Below are 19129 nucleotides of genomic sequence, written 5' to 3'. Positions count from 1 at the left end.
CGTCGAGCCCGGTCCAGCATTCCGTATCTTCCGTCGTGGGGGATGGTTCTAAACCTTGTTGCGCCTACTCAGAGGGGAGATGGCGCCTCCCGATAGTCCTGGGAAATACCGTTGATAATCAGTGAGTCGAAGAACGAAGCCTTTCGATTTCGTCCTTGATGCGCAGCTTCCTCCGCTTGATGTCATTGATCAGCTCGTCTTCCACCGACGGCTGATTCAATGCTGCATGAAGCTCCTGCTCCAGGGCGCCATGTTTTTTCTCAAGCGTTGCAAGATGAGCCTCAACAGTCATTTGGCAGTCCCTTCCTTTTGCTTGCATCCGGCATGCAAATGCCGGATGTTCCATGGTTGTAACCTTACTACTGTGCCACGCCATTTTTCATTTGTCGAAGGCGAAATGATGACGACGGATAACTTCCCGTTACCGCCCAAGATGTGATAGAGCGGCGCATGAAATTCCGGTTCGAGGAGGACTTCGCAACCGGGCTGATGGGGATCGCTTTGCATGCCGGACCAGGACCAGGCCGAACTCAGACTGACCGCCGCGCGGCTGAGGCAGGAACATGAAGATTACGACGCTGCCATCAATGCCATGATCGAAACCGGCTGCGACGCGCTGAGGATCCAGCGCATGAAGAAGAAGAAGCTGGCGATCAAGGACAAGATCAGCAAGATCGAAGACCAGATCATCCCCGATATCATCGCCTGAACGCGGAACAGGATAGACGTGATCGACACCACGACCCCACCCGTCGCCATTATCATGGGAAGCCAGTCGGACTGGGAGACGATGAAGAACGCCGCCGACACGCTCGACGCGCTCGACATTGCCTATGAGGCGCGCATCGTCTCCGCCCATCGTACGCCCGACCGGCTCGTCAACTTCGCCAAGGGCGCCCGCGACGAGGGCTTTAAGGTGATCATCGCCGGTGCCGGCGGTGCCGCGCATCTGCCCGGCATGTGCGCCTCGATGACGCCGCTGCCGGTCTTCGGCGTACCGGTGCAGTCGAAGGCGCTTTCCGGCCAGGACAGCCTGCTCTCGATCGTCCAGATGCCCGCCGGCATCCCCGTCGGGACGCTGGCGATCGGCCGGGCCGGCGCCGTCAATGCCGCGCTGCTTGCCGCAGCGGTGCTCGCACTCAGCGATGATGATCTTGCCGACAGGCTCGACGACTGGCGTGAACAGCAGACGATTTCGGTCGCCGAATACCCGGTGGACGAGGCATGACCACCATTGGCATTATCGGCGGCGGCCAGCTCGGCCGCATGCTGGCGATGGCGGCAGCCCGACTGAACTTCCGCACCGTCATTCTCGAGCCGCAGGTCGACTGTCCGGCCGCACAGGTCGCCAACGAGCAGATCGTTGCGGCCTATGACGACGAGGCCGCACTCGGCCAGCTCGCGGCCGCCAGCGACATCATCACCTACGAATTCGAGAACGTGCCGGTCGCTGCCGCCGAACGGCTGGCCGCGAAACGTCCTGTCTTCCCGCCGCCGAAAGCGCTGGAAGTCGCGCAGGACCGCCTCGTCGAAAAACGCTACATCAATGATTGCGGCATTGCGACGGCGCGCTTTCACGCCGTCGACAGCCAGGCCGACCTGGAAGCGGCCCTTGCCGATTTCGGGGGGACCGGCGTGCTCAAGACCCGCCGCCTTGGTTACGATGGCAAGGGACAGCGCGTTTTCCGCTCCGCCGCGGACAGCCCGGCCGGCGCTTTCGCGGCGCTCGGCGGCGTGCCCCTGATCCTTGAAAGCTTCGTGCCGTTCGAGCGCGAGATCTCGATCATCGCTGCCCGCTCGACCGACGGCAGTGTCGCCTGCTTCGATCCGGCCGAAAACGTGCATCGCAACGGCATCCTCCACACATCGACGGTGCCGGCTGCCATCGGCGCGGACACGGCGGATGCGGCCCGCAAGGCCGCCAAGGCGATCCTCGATGCTCTCGGCTATGTCGGCGTCATCGGCGTCGAATTCTTCGTGCTGGCCGACGGCAGCCTGATCGCCAACGAGATGGCGCCGCGCGTGCATAATTCCGGCCATTGGACGGAGGCGGCCTGCGTCGTCTCGCAATTCGAGCAGCATATCCGCGCCGTTTCGGGATTGCCGCTCGGCAATCCGCGCCGGCATTCCGACTGCGTCATGCAGAACCTGATCGGCGATGACCTCAACGATGTCCCGGTATGGCTTGCCGAAGACGATGTCCTGGTGCACCTCTACGGCAAGACCGAGGCGCGCGCCGGACGCAAAATGGGCCATGTCACACGGCTCGTTCGCGGCTGAAAGCCACAGAAATGCGGAGCAAGACGCCAAAATGGGGCGTCTTGTGGTTGACACATCCGGGGTGACACGGTATTTGCCATCCCACCTTAAAGGAGCGCGCTGAACGGCGCGCTTTTGATTGTTAGAGATACCGGGCGAATTTTCGTTCCCCGAAACCTGCGGATCAGGAAAATGAAGATCAAGAATTCGCTCAAGTCGCTGAAGACCCGTCACCGCGAAAACCGTCTGGTTCGTCGCAAGGGCCGCATCTACATCATCAACAAGTCGAACCCGCGCTTCAAGGCTCGCCAGGGCTGATCCCAGCAGGGTGGTGGGCGTCGCTTTGCCGATGTCCCAAAATTGATTATGAAGTTGTTCCATGGCGAGCTAACATGCTCGCCATGCGAGTTTTTGTACCCTTGATTCTGGCTTTCTCCGCCCTGCTCGCCACCTCCACAGGAGCTGGCAGTTTCTCCTTCGCGGCGGAAGCGGCGGCCCAGACGGAATCCGCCAGCCTCACCACTCCGAAGCAACGACTGGATGCGCTGTTCGCGGACCTCAAGAAGGAACGCGACGCCGACAAGGCGCGTGAGCTTGCCAACCAGATCCGCTTGGAATGGCAGGACTCCGGCAGCGCCACCGTCAATCTCCTGATGCAGTGGGCCGACAAGGCGATCACCGACAACAAGCAGGCGGCCGCGCTCGACATCCTCGACCAGGTCATCACGCTTGCGCCCAACTATGTCGAAGGCTGGAACCGCCGCGCGACCTTGCATTACACGATGGGCAACTACCGAAAATCCATGTCGGACATCAACCGCGTGCTGGCGATCGAACCTCGCCATTTCGGCGCGCTTGCCGGCATGGCGGCGATCCTCGGCGCTTCCGGCAAGGACGAGCTCGCCATGCGGGCCTGGGAGCAGTTCCTGAACATCTATCCCGCCGATCGCAAGGCGCAGGAGCAACTGGGCGAACTCGCCGAGAAGCTCGCCGGCAGCAAGACCTGAGCGGCCGCATTACGGCCGATTGCATCGCCTGCAATCTCCATCCCCGCCGACGAAAGCGCTCCCCTCGAAGTGGCGACAGCCCCTCGACGTTTCCTTGAGCCAAGCTGGATGGCAGGGCATCGGGCCCGGGCTGGCAAAGCCCCGACCGGATCGAGTCGGTGATTTCATCGGCGTCATCACCGCCGATCCGTTCGGCGCTGCTCCGCTGCTCGTTGTCCCCCGCACGGACACCCGTTACAAGAAGGCGATCGCGATGCTGCCCTGCCCGTACTCGCCTGGCAAGGCGCGGTAGCCGCCATCTGGCCACGATGGCAGGTGATACCCCTCACCGAACCCGGAGGCATCGCTGACGCAAGTGCCGTGAATGGCAATCGACGCCGGAAGACAGATAGAGACAATGTTTCCAGCCATTCTCCTGCTCCTAGGACTAACGCTCGTCGGCATCGCCTACAGCCGCTGGCACGCGCGGGCCTTCGCGCGGCGGTTTCCCAACGTCGGCGAACTGATCGACATCGGCGGCTATCGCATGAACAGCGTGCATCTGCCGGCAGGACGGAAAGCCGATCTCTTGCCCGTCGTCTTCATCCATGGTGCCAGCGGCAATCTGCTCGATCAGTTACACGCCTTCGCCCCGGCGCTCGAAGGCCGCGCCGAGATGCTCTTCGTCGACCGCCCCGGCCACGGCTATTCCGAGCGGGGTGGAGCGGACAACGACCTTCCGGACGGCCAGGCGGCGGCGATCGCCAAGCTGATGGACAAGCGAGGCATCCGTCGCGCCGTCATCGTCGGCCATTCCTTCGGCGGCGCCATCGCCGCAAGCTTCGCCCTCCATCATCCGGAACGGACTGCCGGTCTCGTCCTGCTTGCGCCTGCGACGCATCCCTGGCCCGGTGGCATCGACTGGTACTACCGTCTCACGGCGTTGCCCTTCATCGGCTGGCTCTTCGCCCATACGCTGGTGACGCCCCTGGGGCAGCGGCGCATCGAATGCGGCACGCGGTCGATCTTTTCACCCAATCCACGCCCCGATGACTACGTCGACAAGACCGGCCCGCATCTGGTGCTGCGTCCCGCGACCTTCCGCAACAATGCACGCGACGTGGCCAATCTGCATGCCTATCTGACCGCGACCGCGCCCCGCTACCGTGAGATCGGCGCATCCACCGTCATCGTCACCGGCGACAGCGACGGCGTCGTACTGGCGGACATTCACTCTCGCGGCCTGGCGCGCGACATCCCCGGCGCGGAACTGCTGTGGATCGGCAATCTCGGTCACAAGCCCGACTACGTCGTCACCGACGTCGTCGTCGCCGCACTCGAAAAGATGGCGGGCAAGCCGACCGACCTCGAGGAAATAAAAAGGCGGGCCGAAGCCCGCCTGAAGAGGTCGTCCGAAGCCATCGGCCAGAACTGACCCGCTTCGCCCTTTCGCCAAAGCTACAGCGCCGCGCGTCTTATCAGACGCCGCTCAGGCCGTCCGAGCCGATATAGGCGATGCGCAGCATGTTGGTGGCGCCAGGGGTACCCAAGGGCACGCCGGCAGAGATGATGACGCGCTCGCCGGGCTTGCCGAAGCCTTCGGTCACAACGATACGGCAGGCGCGGTTGACCATATCGTCGAGGTCGATCGCATCCTCGGTCACGACGCAGTGCAGCCCCCAGACGACCGAGAGGCGACGTGCGGTCTGGACGATCGGCGAGAGTGCAATGATCGGAACCTGTGGCCGTTCACGGGCGGCGCGAAGGCCCGTGGTGCCGGATGAGGTGTAGCAGACGATCGCTGAGAGACGGAGCGTCTCAGCGATCTGGTGGGCGGCGAGCGAAATCGCGTCGGCACCGGTTGCCTCCGGCGGCGTACGCTGCGCGTAGATGATGCTGGAATAATGCGGGTCGCGCTCGACGTTGCTGGCGATCGACGCCATGGTCGAAACGGCTTCCACCGGATACTCGCCCGAGGCCGATTCCGCCGACAGCATGACGGCATCCGCACCTTCGAAGACGGCAGTCGCGACGTCGGAGACTTCCGCGCGCGTCGGAACCGGTGCGGAGATCATCGATTCCAGCATCTGCGTGGCAACGACCACCGGCTTGCCGGCGCGACGACATGCACGCGTCAACTGCTTCTGCAGGCCCGGTACCGATTCCAGCGGCATTTCGACGCCGAGGTCGCCGCGCGCCACCATCAGCGCGTCCGAAAGCTCGATGATCTCGTCGATCCGGTCGAGCGCCTGCGGCTTCTCGATCTTCGACATCAGGCCGACGCGGCCGCGGGCAATCTTGCGGACCTCGGCCAGGTCTTCCGGCCGCTGCACGAAGGACAGCGCTACCCAGTCGATCTCGCCGGTCGCGAGAACCGCGTCGAGGTCGGCGCGGTCCTTGTCGGTCAGGACGCCGACGGCGAGCAGCGTATCCGGCAGGCTGACGCCCTTGCGATCGGAGATCTTCGTGCCGGCGACGACGGTCGCAACGATGCTCTTGCCATCGGTCTGCTCGGCCCTGAGATGCAGCTTGCCGTCGTCAATCAGCAGGCGATGGCCGGGCTTGACCGCCTCGAGGATTTCCGGGTGAGGCAGGTAGACACGCGTGTTGTCGCCGGGAACATCCTTGTTGTCGAGCGTGAAGGTCTGGCCGACCTTCAGATCCACCTTGCCTTCCGCGAACTTGCCGACACGCAGCTTCGGGCCCTGAAGGTCGGCGAGGATGCCGATCGGCCGGCCGCAGCGGCTTTCCACCGTGCGGATGCGCTGCACCAGCGTGCGCATCACGTCATGGCTCGCATGGCTCATGTTGATACGGAACAGATCAGCCCCAGCCTCGTGCAGCTTCTGGATCATCTGCTCGTCGGAAGACGCCGGTCCGAGCGTGGCGAGGATTTTGACTTTTCTGTTCCGCTTCATCAATTCTGGCTTTCCTGCGTGCCGGGCGTTTCGGAGAGCTGAACCATCCAGCTCCCTTGCCGCCCCGTGTCGTATTCCTTGAACCCCATGCGCTGGAAGCCGCGGGCAAAGCAGTCCTGGACGCCCGTGATCTTGAACTCGTTCTCCGCGACGCACATGTTGACGTCACCGGTCCAGCGGCCGCCGCGGGCCGCATCTTCCGCGTAGAGATAATAGTATCGTGACTGAAGCTCGCCCTCGATCAGGGTCGCGCAGGTGGTGGCCGGAACCTGCCACCAGCCCTCCGTTACCCAGCCCTCCTTGGCCCGGTAACCGATTGCCACGCCGACGAGATTTTGCGTACCGTTGCAGACGCGAAAATCGGCACGCGCTTCGTCGGCGAAGAGAAATGAGCTTGAGGTTGCCAGGAAAAACAGGAGGATGCCTCCCAGTGTCGTCAGCCCCGGCTTCGCTTTGGAAAAAGGATATCTGGACACGGTTTCCGATGGAACTCCGTTTTGATTTGCGTGGCACTTTCTTGCGACGGCCAGCCCCGAAAGTCAACGTAACTCTAATCGATTACAATCGGCAAATTGCTTTCAAATTGCGCTAAACAGTTGCGGGTTTCTTGCGATTGACGCGCGCGCGTGCAATCAGCGAGGACGTGGCGAGACAACAGACTGGACCGGCATGCAACACTATTCTCCCTATGAGATTATCGAAGCCAAGCCCACAACCGGGCTCGTTCTACTGGCCGATCACGCGATGAACCGGCTGCCGGCGGAGTACGGTACCCTCGGCCTGCCGGCCTCGGCGTTCGGGCGGCACATCGCCTATGACATCGGCGTCGAGGCGCTGGTGCGACGGCTCTCGCGAATGCTCGATGCGCCGGCCGTGCTCGGTTGCTTCTCCCGCCTGCTGATCGACCCCAATCGCGGCGAGGACGACCCGACGCTGATCATGAAGATCTCCGACGGCGCGATCGTGCCGGGAAACCACCCGATCAGCGAAGAGGAATGGGAGAACCGGTTGAACCGGTTCCACCGCCCCTATCACCGCGCCGTTTCCGAGACGATCGGCCGAAGCGGCGAGGCGCATGGCGCAGCACCGCTCGTCATTTCCATCCATTCCTTCACGCCGGCCTGGAAGGGCGTGGCCCGTCCGTGGCACGCTGCCGTCCTCTGGGATAACGATCCGCGCGCCGTTCTGCCGCTCATCGAGAAGCTCGAGGCATCGGGCGATATCGTCGTTGGCAACAACGAGCCCTATGACGGGGCGCTGCGCGGCGATACCATGTATCGCCATTGCATGACGCCCGGCATTCCCCACGCCCTGATCGAAGTGCGCCAGGACCTGATCGCCGACGAAGCGGGCGTTGCTGCCTGGGCCGAACGGCTGGCGCCGATCCTGGCGGGTCTCAACGCCATGCCCGAGTTGCATCGCTACGAGCGCCACACCTCGCGCACCGGCGACTACGGCGTGAATCCTTAATCGGGATCGATTTGAGGACAAATTATACAGCGTTTCAAAGTGCTGCCGCGACCTCAGCGCGCCTTAAAAGGCGCGCGGCGCTGTAGTAGAGCATTTCCGATAGAAGTGCGTCGCGGTTTTGCGTCCGGAGATGCGCAGTAACTGAAGAGGATCGACGTCCATGACCGAACTGACCCCGGATCAGCAGATCGCCTTTGAGGCCGCCGCCTTTCGCCGCCTCGTCGCCCATCTGCGCGAGCGCTCCGATGTCCAGAACATCGATCTGATGAATCTCGCCGGCTTCTGCCGCAATTGTCTTTCCAACTGGTACCGCGAAGCCGCCGAGCAGGCGGGCGTTCCTCTCGCCAAGGAAGAGTCGCGCGAGATCATTTATGGCATGCCCTATGAGGAATGGCGCGAGCGCCACCAAAGGGAAGCAACCGCCGAGCAGAAGGCAGCCTTCGAGATCAACCGCCCGAAGGAATAAAGTCGTTTCGCCGGCGCTTGCCGCGGAAATGACCGCGTTGTTGCGCATTGACCCTTGACCTTGGCGGCTGTTCGCGGCACGTCACGGCACCCAAGAAATTCAATTCCCCATATCAAGGAGAAGACCATGTCGGATGCTCACGGCGTCGCACGCGATCAGCTTCGTGCTTTCATCGAGCGGATCGAACGCCTGGAAGAAGAAAAGAAGACCATCGCCGACGACATCAAGGACGTCTATGGCGAAGCCAAGTCCATGGGCTTCGACACCAAGATCCTGCGCAAGGTCATCTCGATCCGCAAGCAGGATCACGACGAGCGCATGGAACAGGAAGCGATCCTCGACACCTACCTCCAGGCGCTCGGCATGGTGCCGGCAGCCGACGAAGAGTAAGCACGCCCTGCAAGGCCGCCGACCGGCGGCCTTCGCCTGGGACGCGAGTTCCGGAACAAGCTGCAGCCGACCCGGCCCGAAAGCGGCAGCGCTCGAAAGCACGGTACAGAATCAAAAAGCCCGCCGGACTGTCAGTTCATACCGGCGGGCTTTTTCGTGTCTTCTGTTTGGCTCGAAGCTCAGTTGGTGCTGAACTTCTTCACTTCCATGAAGTTGACGGCAGTGCCGCTGAAGCGGGCCGTATCGACCGTCGTGCCGGCGCTGCTCGAGAAGCCGGCGGCATAGACCGTGGTCGGCGCGGTGCGAAGCGACTTGCTGACGAAGCGCGGTGCCTTGACCGGCTTGGAGAGCGTCGCCACGCGACCGGTCGTCAGTGCCCATTCGGAGATGATCTTCTGCGTCAGCTTCGGCTCGGTGCGGACCGACGAGCGGGTCGCGGCATCGGCATCGTTCTTCTTCGGCCGACCACCCTTTGCCGGCGCTTCTGCCTGCGTGTCGAAGGCATTGTCGAAGACGGCCGCGCGGGCATTCGTGGTCGACGGCGGCGCATAGGCCGCCATTTCGATCGGCTGTTGCGATACTGGTTCGCGCTGGGCCGGCGTCGGAGCAGCAAGCGCCACGCGGGTCGCAGCTTCGGCCGCAACGTCACGCGGCGGCTCTGCCGACGCAACGACCGGGCGCTCCGCGAAGGAGGGAACCACGACCTTGGCATCGGCAACGGCGGCAAGGGCTGCGTCACCGGCGGGCCGCATCGCCGGAACCGGCACGAAGCCAAGCGCCTGCACGTCCGCGGAAGAGTCGGCCGAGGCGACGAGCGTGTTCATGTCGCGACGGTCAAGCATCTGCGGCACCGGCACCTTCATCGCGCCGAGGTCGGCAAATTCGCTTGGCATTTCCGGCGTTTGCGGCAGGGCAGCAGCAAGCGCGTCCTGGGCTGCATTCTTTTGCGGCGCTACGAGTGCAACGGCTACGCCACCATCGGCGGGAGCATCCTTGAAGGCAGGACGGACAGCCGGGACCGGAGCATTGATGTTCTGTTCGGCCGCGGCAGCAACCACCGGTTCGGCGGCAACGGAGCCGGCGACACCTGGCAGAGCTTCCTGGGCAGCAGGAGCGGAAGCCGTCTGAACCTGGGCAGGCGCAGCGCCGCCTTCGTCATCGGCACCCGGACCAGCCGCGATCGCCGAGGGTTCTTCATCCTCGTCACCGCCGCCGCCGAAGAGCATGGCGAACAGGTTGCCACGACGCTTGCCGCTTGCGCTATCGCCAGGGCCTGTCGCGCCGCCGCCGGCGACTTCGATCGCCGAAGCACCGACGCGGCGCTTGTAGTCGGCAACCGCCTGCTCATAGCCGGGCAAGGGCTTGCCGTCGGAGGGCAGGTGCATCGTCTTGCCGTCGGGGAAGAGACGCGCCAGTTCGGCCCGCGACATGCGCGGCCAGGCGCGGACGCCGCCGACGTCCATGTGAACGAAAGGCGAGCCGGACGTCGGGTAGTAGCCGACGCCGCCCACCTGGAATTTCATGCCGATTTCACGAAGGGTCTTCAGCTTCACGTCGGGAAGGTAGAAGTCCATCGCCTTGCCGAGCATGTGCTGGCTCTTCTTGGCGACGCCCTTCGAGCGCGAACGCAGCATGCCGTTGGTTGCCGGCGAACGATAGGCCGAGACGACGTGGATATAATCGCGCGAACCGCTCTTCTGGTAGACTTCCCAGACGAGGTCGAGCAGGCGCGGATCCATCTTGGTCGGTTCGTTGCGACGCCAGTCGCGAAGGAAACGGTTGATCTCCTGCAGGCCCTTGGGGTCGTAGCGGCCATTGCGCTTGAAGGTGATCTGCGCCTTTTCCTGGGTATGAATGAAGTAGAGTTTCAGTGTCCGGGTCTGGCCCGCGGCCTCCACTGGAGGCGCGAAGCCTGGCGTCACGAGGGAAGCCGCGATAGCAACGGATGTAAGAACCTGCGGCACCTTACGGGTAAAGGCCGCGCAGACTCTCGCTAAGGAGCCGAGCGGCTTCTTAAAACCGAACAAATTTGGCATTCAATCCCCGTCCGACGGACAACCGTGCTTCGCTGTCTCAGATGACTGTCAAATAAGGTGACAGCATGGCAAATATGCCACAGTCGTCACCGCCCCTTATAATATAGTGAACACTTCACTAACAAGGTCTAAACGGCGGGGACTGAATAACACGGCTAATGAATCGTGAATGCGCCGATTTTAAGCCGCCTCCCTCAACGGATTCTCGGGATCGATGCCATAATCCTTCAGCTTGCGGTAGAGCGTCGACCGGCCGATGCCGAGCTTGCGCGCCACCTGGCTCATCTGCCCGCGGTAGAATTTCAGCGCAAAACGAATCAATTCCTCTTCCACCTCGGCAAGCTTGCGGACGTCCCCGCCCTCGTCGACGCTGGCGATCGCGTTCTCCATGCGTGGGTCGTGTCCGGCATCGCCCTCCATCGATTTCGCCGCGCTCGCGAAATCGGGATAGACGTTCGGCACCTGCTCCGACGGCGCGGCTGTCCGTTCCGGACCGGCTTCGCCCCAGGAGAAACCGGAGCGGTCGGAGACGACGTAGCCCGGGATCTGGGTGGCGATCTGCGGGAAGTCCTTCACCGTCAGCTCGTTGCCTTCGGCAAGCACCACGGCCCGGAAGATCGCGTTCTCGAGCTGCCGGATGTTGCCCGGCCAATCATAGGCGGTCAGCAGCGCCAGGGCGCCGCTGGATATGGTGAGCGGTGCGTGCAGCCGCTGCTCCGCGGCGAAACGCTCGACGAAGGAGCGCACCAGGACCGGGATGTCTTCCTTGCGCCGGCGAAGCGCCGGAATGGTGATCGGGAAGACGTTGAGGCGGTAATAGAGGTCCTCGCGGAAACGCCCCTCGCGCACCTCGTTGATCAGGTCCTTGTTGGTCGCGGAGATTAGCCGGACATTGACCTTCTGCGGATGGCGTGCGCCGATCGTCTCGATCTCGCCCTGTTGCACGGCACGCAGAAGCTTGACCTGGACTTCGAGCGGCAGGTCGCCGATCTCGTCGAGAAACAGCGTGCCGCCGTCCGCATCGACGAACTTGCCGCTGTGTTTTTCCGTCGCGCCGGTAAAGGCGCCCTTCTCATGGCCGAAGAGAATGCTCTCGACCAGATTGTGCGGGATTGCACCACAGTTGACGGTGACGAAGGGCTTGCCGACCCGGTCGCTCGCAGACTGGATGGCACGGGCCACCATTTCCTTGCCGACGCCGGACTCGCCTTCGAGCACGATCGGTATGTTGGACTGGGCGGCGCGGCGCGCGAGGTCGATCACCCGGATCATTGCCGGGCTTGCCGAAACGATGTCCTCGAAGCCGACGGCACCGCCGCGCGGACGGCGCGAGGTTTTGACCTTGCCGTCGCGGCTTGCCATCTTCAGTGCATTGCCGATCGCGACCGACAGGCGCTCGGGGGAGACGGGCTTCACCAGGAAGTCGAAGGCCCCAGCCTGCATCGCGTGAACGACGGTTTCGATGCCGCCCTGGCCGGTCTGCACGATGACCGGCGTATCGACGCCGCGTTCGGCGAGTGCTTCGAGGAAGCCGTGCCCGTTCATTTCCGGCATCAGCAGGTCGAGCAGGATGACATTGATCATGCCGCCCTTGCGCTCCAGGAGCTCCAGACCACTGCGGCCGTTGTCGGCGAGATGCGCCACATGGCCGAGACGCTCGATCATGTTCGTCAGCAACCGGCGCTGCACCGGATCGTCATCAATGACCAGAATATGTGATGTCACGGAAGCCTCCTGCTCTGGACACGCGGTACTTTTGGCCAACCTCATGTGCCAAATCACGTCAGGCATCTGTGCCATAAAGGGCTGAACATCATGTTTTGAGAAATGCTTGCATTTTATCCATTGCCGGCGATAGCAATGGGACCCATATCGCTTGCCTTCTTCCTGTCACGAACGAGAGAAATCCGACGATGACCTTCCGCCCCTTCGCCCCCGAGCAATCCGTTGTCCGTGCCGCCGCCGGCCAGTCCCATGGCGCTGCCGCGGATCTCGGCGACCTGCCCTCCTGGCGGCTCGAAGATCTCTATCCCTCCGCCGCATCGGATGCCTTTCGCAACGACCTGAAGAAGGCAGAGGCCGACGCGATCGCTTTCGAGACAAAGTGGAAGGGCAAGCTGGCCGAAGCCGCAGCGAAGAACGGTGACGACGGCATCGGCGCCGCAGTTCGGGAGTTCGAAGCGCTTGAGGACGTCATGGGCCGCATCGCCTCCTTTGCCGGCCTCACCTATTTCTCGGACACGTCCAAGCCTGAGAACGGCAAGCTTTACGGCGACGTACAGTCGAAGCTTACCGACATGTCGGCGCATCTGCTGTTCTTCTCGCTCGAGCTCAATCGCATCGATGACGCGATCCTGGACAAGGCGCTCGAGAACGATGCGCTGGCCGCGCACTACAAGCCCTGGCTGACCGACCTGCGCATGGACAAGCCCTATCAGCTCGACGACAAGCTGGAGCAGCTCTTCCTCGAAAAATCGATGACGGGTGCTGCCGCCTTCAACCGTCTGTTCGACGAGACGATGGCAAGCCTCACCTTCAACGTCGATGGCGAGGCGCTGCCGCTCGAAGTCACTCTAAACCTGTTGCAGGATCCGGCGACCGAGGTTCGCAAGAAGGCGGCGATGGCGCTTGCCGAAACCTTCAAGAGCAATATCCGTACCTTCACGCTGATCACCAACACGCTTGCCAAGGACAAGGAAATCTCCGACCGCTGGCGTGGCTTTCAGGACATCGCCGACAGCCGCCATCTCGCCAACCGTGTCGAGCGCGAGGTTGTCGATGCGCTGGCCGAAGCCGTCAAATCCGCCTATCCGCGCCTGTCGCATCGCTACTACGCCATGAAGGCAAAGTGGCTCGGCATGCCGGAGATGGATTTCTGGGATCGCAATGCACCGTTGCCGGAAACGCCGAATGCGCTGATTTCCTGGAACGAGGCCAAGGACACGGTGCTTTCGGCATACAATGCCTTCGCTCCGGAAATGGCCGCGATCGCCCGACGCTTCTTCGACGAGAGCTGGATCGACGCGCCGGTGCGCCCCGGTAAGGCACCGGGCGCCTTCGCCCATCCGACGGTACCGTCTGCGCACCCCTACGTGCTCGTCAATTACATGGGCAAGCCGCGCGACGTGATGACGCTTGCGCACGAACTCGGCCACGGCGTGCACCAGGTTCTGGCCGGCGGACAGGGCGCGCTGATGGCCTCGACGCCGCTGACCCTTGCCGAAACCGCTTCCGTCTTCGGCGAGATGCTGACCTTCCGTGCCCTTCTCGACCGGACGAAGGACAAGCGCGAGCGCAAGGCCATGCTGTCGCAGAAGGTCGAGGACATGATCAACACGGTCGTGCGCCAGATCGCCTTCTACGAGTTCGAGCGCAAGGTCCACACCGCCCGCAAGGAAGGTGAACTGACGGCGGATGACATCGGCAAGCTGTGGCTGTCGGTGCAGAGCGAGAGCCTTGGCCCGGCAATCCGGATTTCCGAGGGCTACGAGACCTATTGGGCCTATATTCCGCACTTCATCCACTCGCCTTTCTACGTCTACGCCTACGCCTTCGGCGACTGCCTGGTGAACTCGCTCTACGCCGTCTACCAGAGCGCCGAAAAAGGCTTCCAGGAGAAGTACTTCGAACTGTTGAAGGCCGGCGGCACCAAGCACCATTCCGAGTTGCTCGCACCCTTCGGGCTCGATGCCACCGATCCGTCGTTCTGGGCACAGGGACTGTCGATGATCGAAGGGCTCATCGACGAACTCGAGGCGCTTGATAAGGCCTGATCCGGGCATGGGTCCAGATCACGGCGCGATCGACAAGACGACTTATGAACGACACCGCACCCTATGTGCTGTTCCGGGACGACAGCGAAAACCGTACGACGGTTTTCGCTGAGCCCCTGCGCATCGTCACCGCGCATACGAAAACCGAATTCACCCGTGGCCTTGCCGAGCTCGACCGCGCCCACAAGGCAGGCAAGTGGATCGCCGGCTTCATGTCCTATGAGGCCGGTCACCTCTTCGAGGAGAAGCTCTCGGGTTTCGCCGAGGAGGGCCGTGAAACACCGCTGATGTCCTTCGGCATCTTCGATGCGCCCGCCGAAGACCACCCGCTTGCCGAGCCTCGAAGGCGGACCGAGAACGAACCCTTCCTCAGCGAGCCCCGCGCCGGCTGGAACTTCGACACCTATCGCAAACGCTTCGTTCGCCTGCACCAGCACTTGCGCCAGGGCGATTGCTACCAGGCCAACCTGACGATGCCGATCCGCGCCCGCTGGTCCGGCGATCCGCGCACCGCTTTCTGGTCGCTGATCGATCGCCAGCCGGTGAAATACGGCGCACTCGTCGCGCTTGACGGGCCGATCCTGCTGTCGCGATCGCCGGAGCTCTTCTTCCGCGTCGATGCGGACGGCTGGATCGAGACGCACCCGATGAAGGGTACGGCCAGGCGCGGCGCTTCTGCGGCCGAAGACGCCGAGATCATCGCGGCCATGCGCGCCGACGAGAAGACCCAGGCGGAAAACCGGATGATCGTCGATCTTCTGCGCAACGACATCTCGCGGATCACCGAGGTCGGCACGCTCAGCGTCCCCAAGCTGTTCGAGATCGAGACCTACCCGACCGTGCACCAGATGGTGAGCCACGTCCGGGCGAAGCTCTTGCCCGAGATCGGCCTCGAGGCCATCTTCGCCGCCCTGTTCCCCTGCGGTTCCATCACCGGCGCGCCGAAGATGCGGGCCATGGAGATCCTGCACGATCTGGAAGGCGGACCGCGCGACGCCTATTGCGGCGCCATCGGCTTCATCGCCCCTAGCGGGGTCATGCGCTTCAGCGTCGCAATCCGCACCATTTCGCTTTTCCCCAATGGCGAGGCCATCTTCAATGTCGGCGGCGGCATCGTCTTCGACAGCAACGCACAATCCGAATATGACGAATGCCTGCTGAAGGCCCGTTTCGCCATTGGCGACGATGGGATCGCGCTTGGCGACGACGAGGTCGCGCTTGGCGACGACGAGACCGCGCGATGACGGACTTTTCGCTGATCGAAACGCTGCGCCACGAGCCCGAAAACGGCTTCATCCGCTTGCGCCTGCATCTGGCGCGGCTGAAACGGTCGGCGCGACGTCTCGGTATTCCGGGAGCGGAAGGCGCGGAAGCGGCCTTGCTGGCAGCGGTGGAGAGCGGCGACGACAAGGCCGCACGCCGCGTACGGCTCGAACTTTTCCCGGACGGACGCATCGAGGTGAAGACCGCGCCCATCGTGCCGCTGCCGGAGGGAACGATCTGGCAGGTGCGGATTGCCGCCACGCAGCTCAATTCCCGCGATCCGCTGCTGCGCTACAAGACCAGCCGCCGGGTGGCCTATGACGCTGCCCGCGGCGAGTTTGCGGCGAGCGAGGCTGACGAGGTTCTTCTTCTCAACGAGAAAGGCGAGGTCTGCGAGGGCACGATCACCTCGGTCTTCCTCGACGACGGCAGCGGCGTCCTGAAGACGCCGCCGATCGCCTGCGGCCTGCTTGCGGGCGTCCTGCGCACCGAACTGGTCTGTGCGCGCCGGGCGCGAGCCGCACGGCTTTCGCCCACCGATCTCACCCGTGGGACACTCTATGTCGGCAATTCGCTACGCGGTCTGATCCGGGTGCGACTCCTGGTCTGAACCGGGAAGCGTGTAGCGTCTGACGCGATCGCGTCCGTCGCGCTTGGCGAGGTAAAGCGCCTGGTCGGCGCGCGCGTAAAGGTCGCTCACCGAATCGCCATCGCGATACTCCGCCAGACCGACAGAACAGGTGTAGAAGAACTCCGGAATGTTCTCGAGCGGCCGGGAGCTTCTAACCTTTTCGAGCAGACGGTCGAGAATGCGATTGCCTTCGCTGATGGTGGTATCGGGCAGGATGAGCATGAATTCCTCGCCGCCGATGCGACCGAAGCAATCCGAGCGGCGCACGAATTCCTGCATCTGGCGAGCGAAGTCGAGCAGCACCTCGTCGCCGCGCTGGTGCCCGTGGCGATCGTTGATCGCCTTGAAATAATCGATGTCGATGATCGCGACGCAGCCCCACATATGCGGGTTTTCGGCGCAGTTGGCGATGAACTCGGTCAACCGCCCCATCGTGTAGCGACGGTTGGGCACGCTGGTCAGCTCGTCGACTTGAGCCGCCCGAAGCGCGAAGTCGCGGTCCTGCCGCAGTTCGCGCTCCTCGGCATGGATGGTGGTGACATCGACGGCGATGCAAAGCATCCAGCCGTCGGAATCCACCGTCTCCGTCATCCACAGCCAGCGGCCGTCATGCAGGTCGGTTTCCATGGCACGAAAAGGTACCTTGCCGCGCCGATGAGCCGTCGAGGAGATCCAAGCGTTGACATCGTCGGTCTTCAGGACGGTTCCGCGACCGGCGGCGTGGTTGCGGCGCATGATCTCCGCCCAGGTCGGGCTCTCGTCCGGACCGACATGATAGGCCGCACGAAATGCCGGATTGGCAAACCGCAATCGATCATGCTGATCGTAGAGCGCGATCAGTACGGGTGTTTTGCTCTGTAAGGCCGCAAGAGCCTTGAGATGACTACCGGTCACGGTCTGTCACGCCTCCGGGTCGGACAATATCAATCATGGCGCGAAGCGGATGCTTCGGACGAAGCTATAGCACGAAGTGCCTGTGACAAGCGTTTACGCGTGCGAAACGATGGGGATATGGTTAAATCACCGCCTTGGTCCGGGCGAACTGCATGAAGCATACGCCCATGACGGTTCCTCCAAGCCCTTCACCACCGGCCTTGCGCAGTTGATCCCGATCGCTTTATCGAGCTGCGCAGCCTGACTTGACGGCAGGCCGCCGACAACGGTTCGTCAGCAAGCGGAACGGGCCCATCACAGCCCCGCTCTCTATCACCGGTTAAGCACCATCTCAAATAGCGGTTGACCCGCCGGCTCTTTATTGTGACAGCAATCTATGCTCTACAGCGCCGCGTGCCCCCGCCGGGCACCCACGGCCGCTTCGGCACATCCATCGAGCCAGAACAGCGGCGCCAGCCGCTCCTCATGCTTAGTCACCCACCGTCACAGGGAAAGTTTTCTCAGGAGAAAGACAAAAATGGCAGATACCACCTATCCGGTTTACGGCGAGATCACCGGTCCGGTCGTCATGATCGGCTTCGGTTCGATCGGTCGCGGCACCCTGCCGCTGATCGAGCGCCACTTCAAATACGACAAGAACCGGTTGATCGTGGTCGAGCCCCGTGAGGACGCCGCCGACAACGAGATTTTCGAACGGCATGGCGTACGTCACGTTCGCGCTCATGTGACGAAGGACAACTACAAGGAACTGTTGAAGCCGCTGCTCACCGAAGGCGAAGGCCAGGGCTTCTGCGTCAACCTGTCGGTCGACACCGGCTCGCTCGACCTGATCAAGCTGTGCCGCAAGCTCGACGTTCTCTACATCGACACGGTCGTTGAGCCGTGGCTCGGCTTCTATTTCGACGCCGAGATGGACAATGCCGACCGCACCAACTATGCGCTGCGCGAAACCGTCCGCAAGGAAAAGGAAAAGAACCCGGGCGGCACCACGGCCGTTTCGACCTGCGGCGCCAACCCGGGCATGGTCTCCTGGTTCGTCAAGCAGGGCCTGCTGAACCTCGCCAACGACCTCGGCGTGAAATACGAAGAGCCGCATCAGGACGACCGCGAAGGCTGGGCGAAGCTGATGAAGAAGGTCGGCGTCAAGGGCGTGCACATTGCCGAGCGCGACACCCAGCTGACCAAGAAGCCGAAGCCGCTCGATGTGTTCTGGAACACCTGGTCGGTCGAGGGCTTCATCTCCGAAGGTCTGCAGCCGGCCGAACTCGGCTGGGGCACCCATGAAAACTGGATGCCGAAGAACGCCAAGAAGCACAAGAAGGGCTGCAAGGCGGCGATCTACCTGGAGCAGCCGGGCGCCAACACCCGCGTGCGCACCTGGTGCCCGACGCCTGGTCCGCAATACGGCTTCCTGGTCACTCACAACGAGGCGATCTCGATCTCGGACTTCTTCACCGTCCGCGACAAGGACGGCGAAGTCATCTATCGCCCGACCTGCCACTACGCCTATCATCCGGCCAACGACGCCGTCCTGTCGCTGCACGAAATGTTCGGCAATGGCGGCAATGCGCAGCCGGTCCATCACGTTCTCGACGAGAAGGAACTCGTTGAAGGCCTCGACGAACTGGGCGTCCTGCTCTACGGCCACGACAAGAATGCCTATTGGTATGGTTCGCGCCTGTCTCTGGAAGAGACCCGCCGCATCGCTCCCTACCAGAACGCCACCGGCCTGCAGGTAACCTCTGCGGTTCTGGCCGGCATGGTCTGGGCACTCGAAAACCCGAAGGCCGGCATCGTCGAAGCCGACGAGATGGATTACAAGCGCTGCCTGGAAGTCCAGCTCCCCTATCTCGGTCCGGTTGAAGGCCACTACACCGACTGGACCCCGCTCGACGGCCGTCCGGGCCTGTTCCCGGAAGACATCGACACGAAGGATCCCTGGCAGTTCAAGAACATCCTCGTTCGCTAAGCTTTTGACGTAAAACGTCATCCGGCCCGGGGCACGACCGTGTCCCGGGCCTTTTCATCCGTGCGGGAAAAGGC

At 62.8% G+C, this 19129-nt stretch carries 20 protein-coding genes; 14 read left to right on the top strand and 6 right to left on the bottom strand.

Features of this window, described 5'->3' with window-relative positions; genetic code table 11:
* Positions 1-118 precede the first annotated feature (118 nt).
* Positions 119-292: a YdcH family protein gene (locus tag ACQ5BM_RS16790; RefSeq protein WP_173520662.1), complete on the bottom strand. Its 174-nt coding sequence runs from the start codon at positions 290-292 to the stop codon at positions 119-121.
* Positions 293-505: 213 nt separating this feature from the next.
* On the opposite strand from ACQ5BM_RS16790, the gene ACQ5BM_RS16785 reads away from it, so the two are divergent.
* From ACQ5BM_RS16785 to ACQ5BM_RS16755, 7 genes are all read left to right on the top strand, one after another.
* Entirely contained in the window at positions 506-709 is a 204-nt protein-coding gene (locus ACQ5BM_RS16785; RefSeq protein WP_057254651.1) for a YdcH family protein, read from the top strand.
* A 54-nt stretch (positions 710-763) separates the two neighbouring features.
* Entirely contained in the window at positions 764-1228 is a 465-nt protein-coding gene (gene purE / locus ACQ5BM_RS16780) for a 5-(carboxyamino)imidazole ribonucleotide mutase (protein ID WP_065375341.1), read from the top strand.
* Complete coding sequence (locus ACQ5BM_RS16775; protein ID WP_429813328.1) at positions 1225-2280, top strand: 5-(carboxyamino)imidazole ribonucleotide synthase; 1056 nt, start codon at positions 1225-1227, stop codon at positions 2278-2280. The genes purE and ACQ5BM_RS16775 overlap by 4 nt, the downstream gene beginning before the upstream one ends.
* Before the next feature lie 171 nt (positions 2281-2451).
* Positions 2452-2577 (top strand): type B 50S ribosomal protein L36, encoded by a 126-nt coding sequence (ykgO, locus tag ACQ5BM_RS16770; RefSeq protein ID WP_034806120.1) that lies wholly within the window; start codon positions 2452-2454, stop codon positions 2575-2577.
* A gap of 74 nt (positions 2578-2651) precedes the next feature.
* On the top strand, positions 2652-3266 hold the full coding sequence (locus ACQ5BM_RS16765) for a hypothetical protein (RefSeq protein WP_429813326.1): 615 nt from the start codon (positions 2652-2654) through the stop codon (positions 3264-3266).
* 94 nt (positions 3267-3360) lie between these two features.
* Positions 3361-3558 (top strand): hypothetical protein, encoded by a 198-nt coding sequence (locus ACQ5BM_RS16760; protein WP_429813324.1) that lies wholly within the window; start codon positions 3361-3363, stop codon positions 3556-3558.
* 105 nt (positions 3559-3663) lie between these two features.
* Entirely contained in the window at positions 3664-4680 is a 1017-nt protein-coding gene (locus tag ACQ5BM_RS16755) for an alpha/beta fold hydrolase (RefSeq protein ID WP_429813321.1), read from the top strand.
* Positions 4681-4723: 43 nt separating this feature from the next.
* Here the strand turns inward: ACQ5BM_RS16755 and pyk are convergent, their stop codons facing one another.
* Both pyk and ACQ5BM_RS16745 read right to left on the bottom strand, forming a co-directional pair.
* Positions 4724-6163, bottom strand: coding sequence for a pyruvate kinase (gene pyk / locus ACQ5BM_RS16750; protein WP_429813317.1), 1440 nt, complete (start codon positions 6161-6163; stop codon positions 4724-4726).
* Positions 6163-6639 carry a DUF1036 domain-containing protein gene (locus tag ACQ5BM_RS16745; RefSeq protein WP_173520400.1) on the bottom strand — a complete coding sequence of 159 codons (477 nt, stop codon included), beginning with the start codon at positions 6637-6639 and terminating at the stop codon, positions 6163-6165. The genes pyk and ACQ5BM_RS16745 overlap by 1 nt, the downstream gene beginning before the upstream one ends.
* Positions 6640-6832: 193 nt before the next feature.
* Between ACQ5BM_RS16745 and ACQ5BM_RS16740 the strand changes: the two genes are divergently transcribed.
* The 3 genes from ACQ5BM_RS16740 to ACQ5BM_RS16730 all read left to right on the top strand — a co-directional run bounded on the left by ACQ5BM_RS16740 (position 6833) and on the right by ACQ5BM_RS16730 (position 8489).
* On the top strand, positions 6833-7633 hold the full coding sequence (locus ACQ5BM_RS16740) for an N-formylglutamate amidohydrolase (RefSeq protein WP_429813313.1): 801 nt from the start codon (positions 6833-6835) through the stop codon (positions 7631-7633).
* A gap of 160 nt (positions 7634-7793) precedes the next feature.
* Complete coding sequence (locus ACQ5BM_RS16735; protein WP_247959784.1) at positions 7794-8099, top strand: DUF1244 domain-containing protein; 306 nt, start codon at positions 7794-7796, stop codon at positions 8097-8099.
* A gap of 126 nt (positions 8100-8225) precedes the next feature.
* Positions 8226-8489 (top strand): DUF2312 domain-containing protein, encoded by a 264-nt coding sequence (locus ACQ5BM_RS16730; RefSeq protein ID WP_065778663.1) that lies wholly within the window; start codon positions 8226-8228, stop codon positions 8487-8489.
* 179 nt (positions 8490-8668) lie between these two features.
* Here ACQ5BM_RS16730 and ACQ5BM_RS16725 read toward each other — a convergent pair whose 3' ends face one another.
* Positions 8669-10525, bottom strand: coding sequence for a DUF882 domain-containing protein (locus tag ACQ5BM_RS16725; protein ID WP_429813309.1), 1857 nt, complete (start codon positions 10523-10525; stop codon positions 8669-8671).
* A 180-nt stretch (positions 10526-10705) separates the two neighbouring features.
* A complete protein-coding gene (locus ACQ5BM_RS16720) occupies positions 10706-12250 on the bottom strand; it encodes a sigma-54-dependent transcriptional regulator (protein WP_173520396.1) in 1545 nt (514 codons plus the stop codon).
* Between the two features lie 188 nt (positions 12251-12438).
* On the opposite strand from ACQ5BM_RS16720, the gene ACQ5BM_RS16715 reads away from it, so the two are divergent.
* Genes ACQ5BM_RS16715 through ACQ5BM_RS16705 form a run of 3 tightly spaced genes read left to right on the top strand, consistent with a single transcriptional unit; the run spans position 12439 to position 16171 of the window.
* Positions 12439-14298 carry a M3 family oligoendopeptidase gene (locus ACQ5BM_RS16715; protein WP_429813305.1) on the top strand — a complete coding sequence of 620 codons (1860 nt, stop codon included), beginning with the start codon at positions 12439-12441 and terminating at the stop codon, positions 14296-14298.
* A 44-nt stretch (positions 14299-14342) separates the two neighbouring features.
* The gene (locus ACQ5BM_RS16710; RefSeq protein ID WP_429813302.1) at positions 14343-15542 is read left to right on the top strand and encodes an aminodeoxychorismate synthase component I; all 1200 of its coding nucleotides are present in this window, start codon (positions 14343-14345) and stop codon (positions 15540-15542) included.
* On the top strand, positions 15539-16171 hold the full coding sequence (locus ACQ5BM_RS16705; protein WP_429813300.1) for an aminotransferase class IV family protein: 633 nt from the start codon (positions 15539-15541) through the stop codon (positions 16169-16171). Before ACQ5BM_RS16710 ends, ACQ5BM_RS16705 begins: the two co-directional genes overlap by 4 nt.
* On the opposite strand, the gene ACQ5BM_RS16700 is transcribed toward ACQ5BM_RS16705, so the two are convergent.
* Positions 16136-17086: a GGDEF domain-containing protein gene (locus ACQ5BM_RS16700; protein ID WP_429813298.1), complete on the bottom strand. Its 951-nt coding sequence runs from the start codon at positions 17084-17086 to the stop codon at positions 16136-16138. The two genes, ACQ5BM_RS16705 and ACQ5BM_RS16700, sit on opposite strands and share 36 nt — an antisense overlap.
* Positions 17087-17603: 517 nt before the next feature.
* On the opposite strand from ACQ5BM_RS16700, the gene ACQ5BM_RS16695 reads away from it, so the two are divergent.
* The gene (locus ACQ5BM_RS16695) at positions 17604-19055 is read left to right on the top strand and encodes a homospermidine synthase (protein ID WP_429813296.1); all 1452 of its coding nucleotides are present in this window, start codon (positions 17604-17606) and stop codon (positions 19053-19055) included.
* Positions 19056-19129 lie beyond the last annotated feature (74 nt).

The sequence above is a fragment of the Ensifer sp. B1-9 genome, from assembly GCF_050474445.1.
In the GTDB taxonomy this organism is placed as follows: domain Bacteria; phylum Pseudomonadota; class Alphaproteobacteria; order Rhizobiales; family Rhizobiaceae; genus Ensifer.
The sequence above is the reverse complement of the archived record's forward strand: the minus strand, read 5'-3'. Positions and strand labels throughout refer to the sequence as shown.

Bases quoted from the DNA above. Each gene is read 5' to 3' on its own strand.
- ACQ5BM_RS16765 (WP_429813326.1), top strand. From the start codon at position 2,652: ATGCTCGCCATGCGAGTTTTTGTACCCTTGATTCTGGCTTTCTCCGCC.
- ACQ5BM_RS16740 (WP_429813313.1), top strand. From the start codon at position 6,833: ATGCAACACTATTCTCCCTATGAGATTATCGAAGCCAAGCCCACAACC.
- ACQ5BM_RS16755 (WP_429813321.1), top strand. From the start codon at position 3,664: ATGTTTCCAGCCATTCTCCTGCTCCTAGGACTAACGCTCGTCGGCATC.
- ACQ5BM_RS16790 (WP_173520662.1), bottom strand. From the start codon at position 292: ATGACTGTTGAGGCTCATCTTGCAACGCTTGAGAAAAAACATGGCGCC.
- ACQ5BM_RS16710 (WP_429813302.1), top strand. From the start codon at position 14,343: ATGAACGACACCGCACCCTATGTGCTGTTCCGGGACGACAGCGAAAAC.
- ACQ5BM_RS16705 (WP_429813300.1), top strand. From the start codon at position 15,539: ATGACGGACTTTTCGCTGATCGAAACGCTGCGCCACGAGCCCGAAAAC.
- purE (WP_065375341.1), top strand. From the start codon at position 764: ATGGGAAGCCAGTCGGACTGGGAGACGATGAAGAACGCCGCCGACACG.
- ACQ5BM_RS16775 (WP_429813328.1), top strand. From the start codon at position 1,225: ATGACCACCATTGGCATTATCGGCGGCGGCCAGCTCGGCCGCATGCTG.
- ACQ5BM_RS16735 (WP_247959784.1), top strand. From the start codon at position 7,794: ATGACCGAACTGACCCCGGATCAGCAGATCGCCTTTGAGGCCGCCGCC.
- pyk (WP_429813317.1), bottom strand. From the start codon at position 6,163: ATGAAGCGGAACAGAAAAGTCAAAATCCTCGCCACGCTCGGACCGGCG.
- ACQ5BM_RS16785 (WP_057254651.1), top strand. From the start codon at position 506: ATGCCGGACCAGGACCAGGCCGAACTCAGACTGACCGCCGCGCGGCTG.
- ACQ5BM_RS16730 (WP_065778663.1), top strand. From the start codon at position 8,226: ATGTCGGATGCTCACGGCGTCGCACGCGATCAGCTTCGTGCTTTCATC.
- ACQ5BM_RS16715 (WP_429813305.1), top strand. From the start codon at position 12,439: ATGACCTTCCGCCCCTTCGCCCCCGAGCAATCCGTTGTCCGTGCCGCC.
- ACQ5BM_RS16695 (WP_429813296.1), top strand. From the start codon at position 17,604: ATGGCAGATACCACCTATCCGGTTTACGGCGAGATCACCGGTCCGGTC.
- ACQ5BM_RS16725 (WP_429813309.1), bottom strand. From the start codon at position 10,525: ATGCCAAATTTGTTCGGTTTTAAGAAGCCGCTCGGCTCCTTAGCGAGA.
- ykgO (WP_034806120.1), top strand. From the start codon at position 2,452: ATGAAGATCAAGAATTCGCTCAAGTCGCTGAAGACCCGTCACCGCGAA.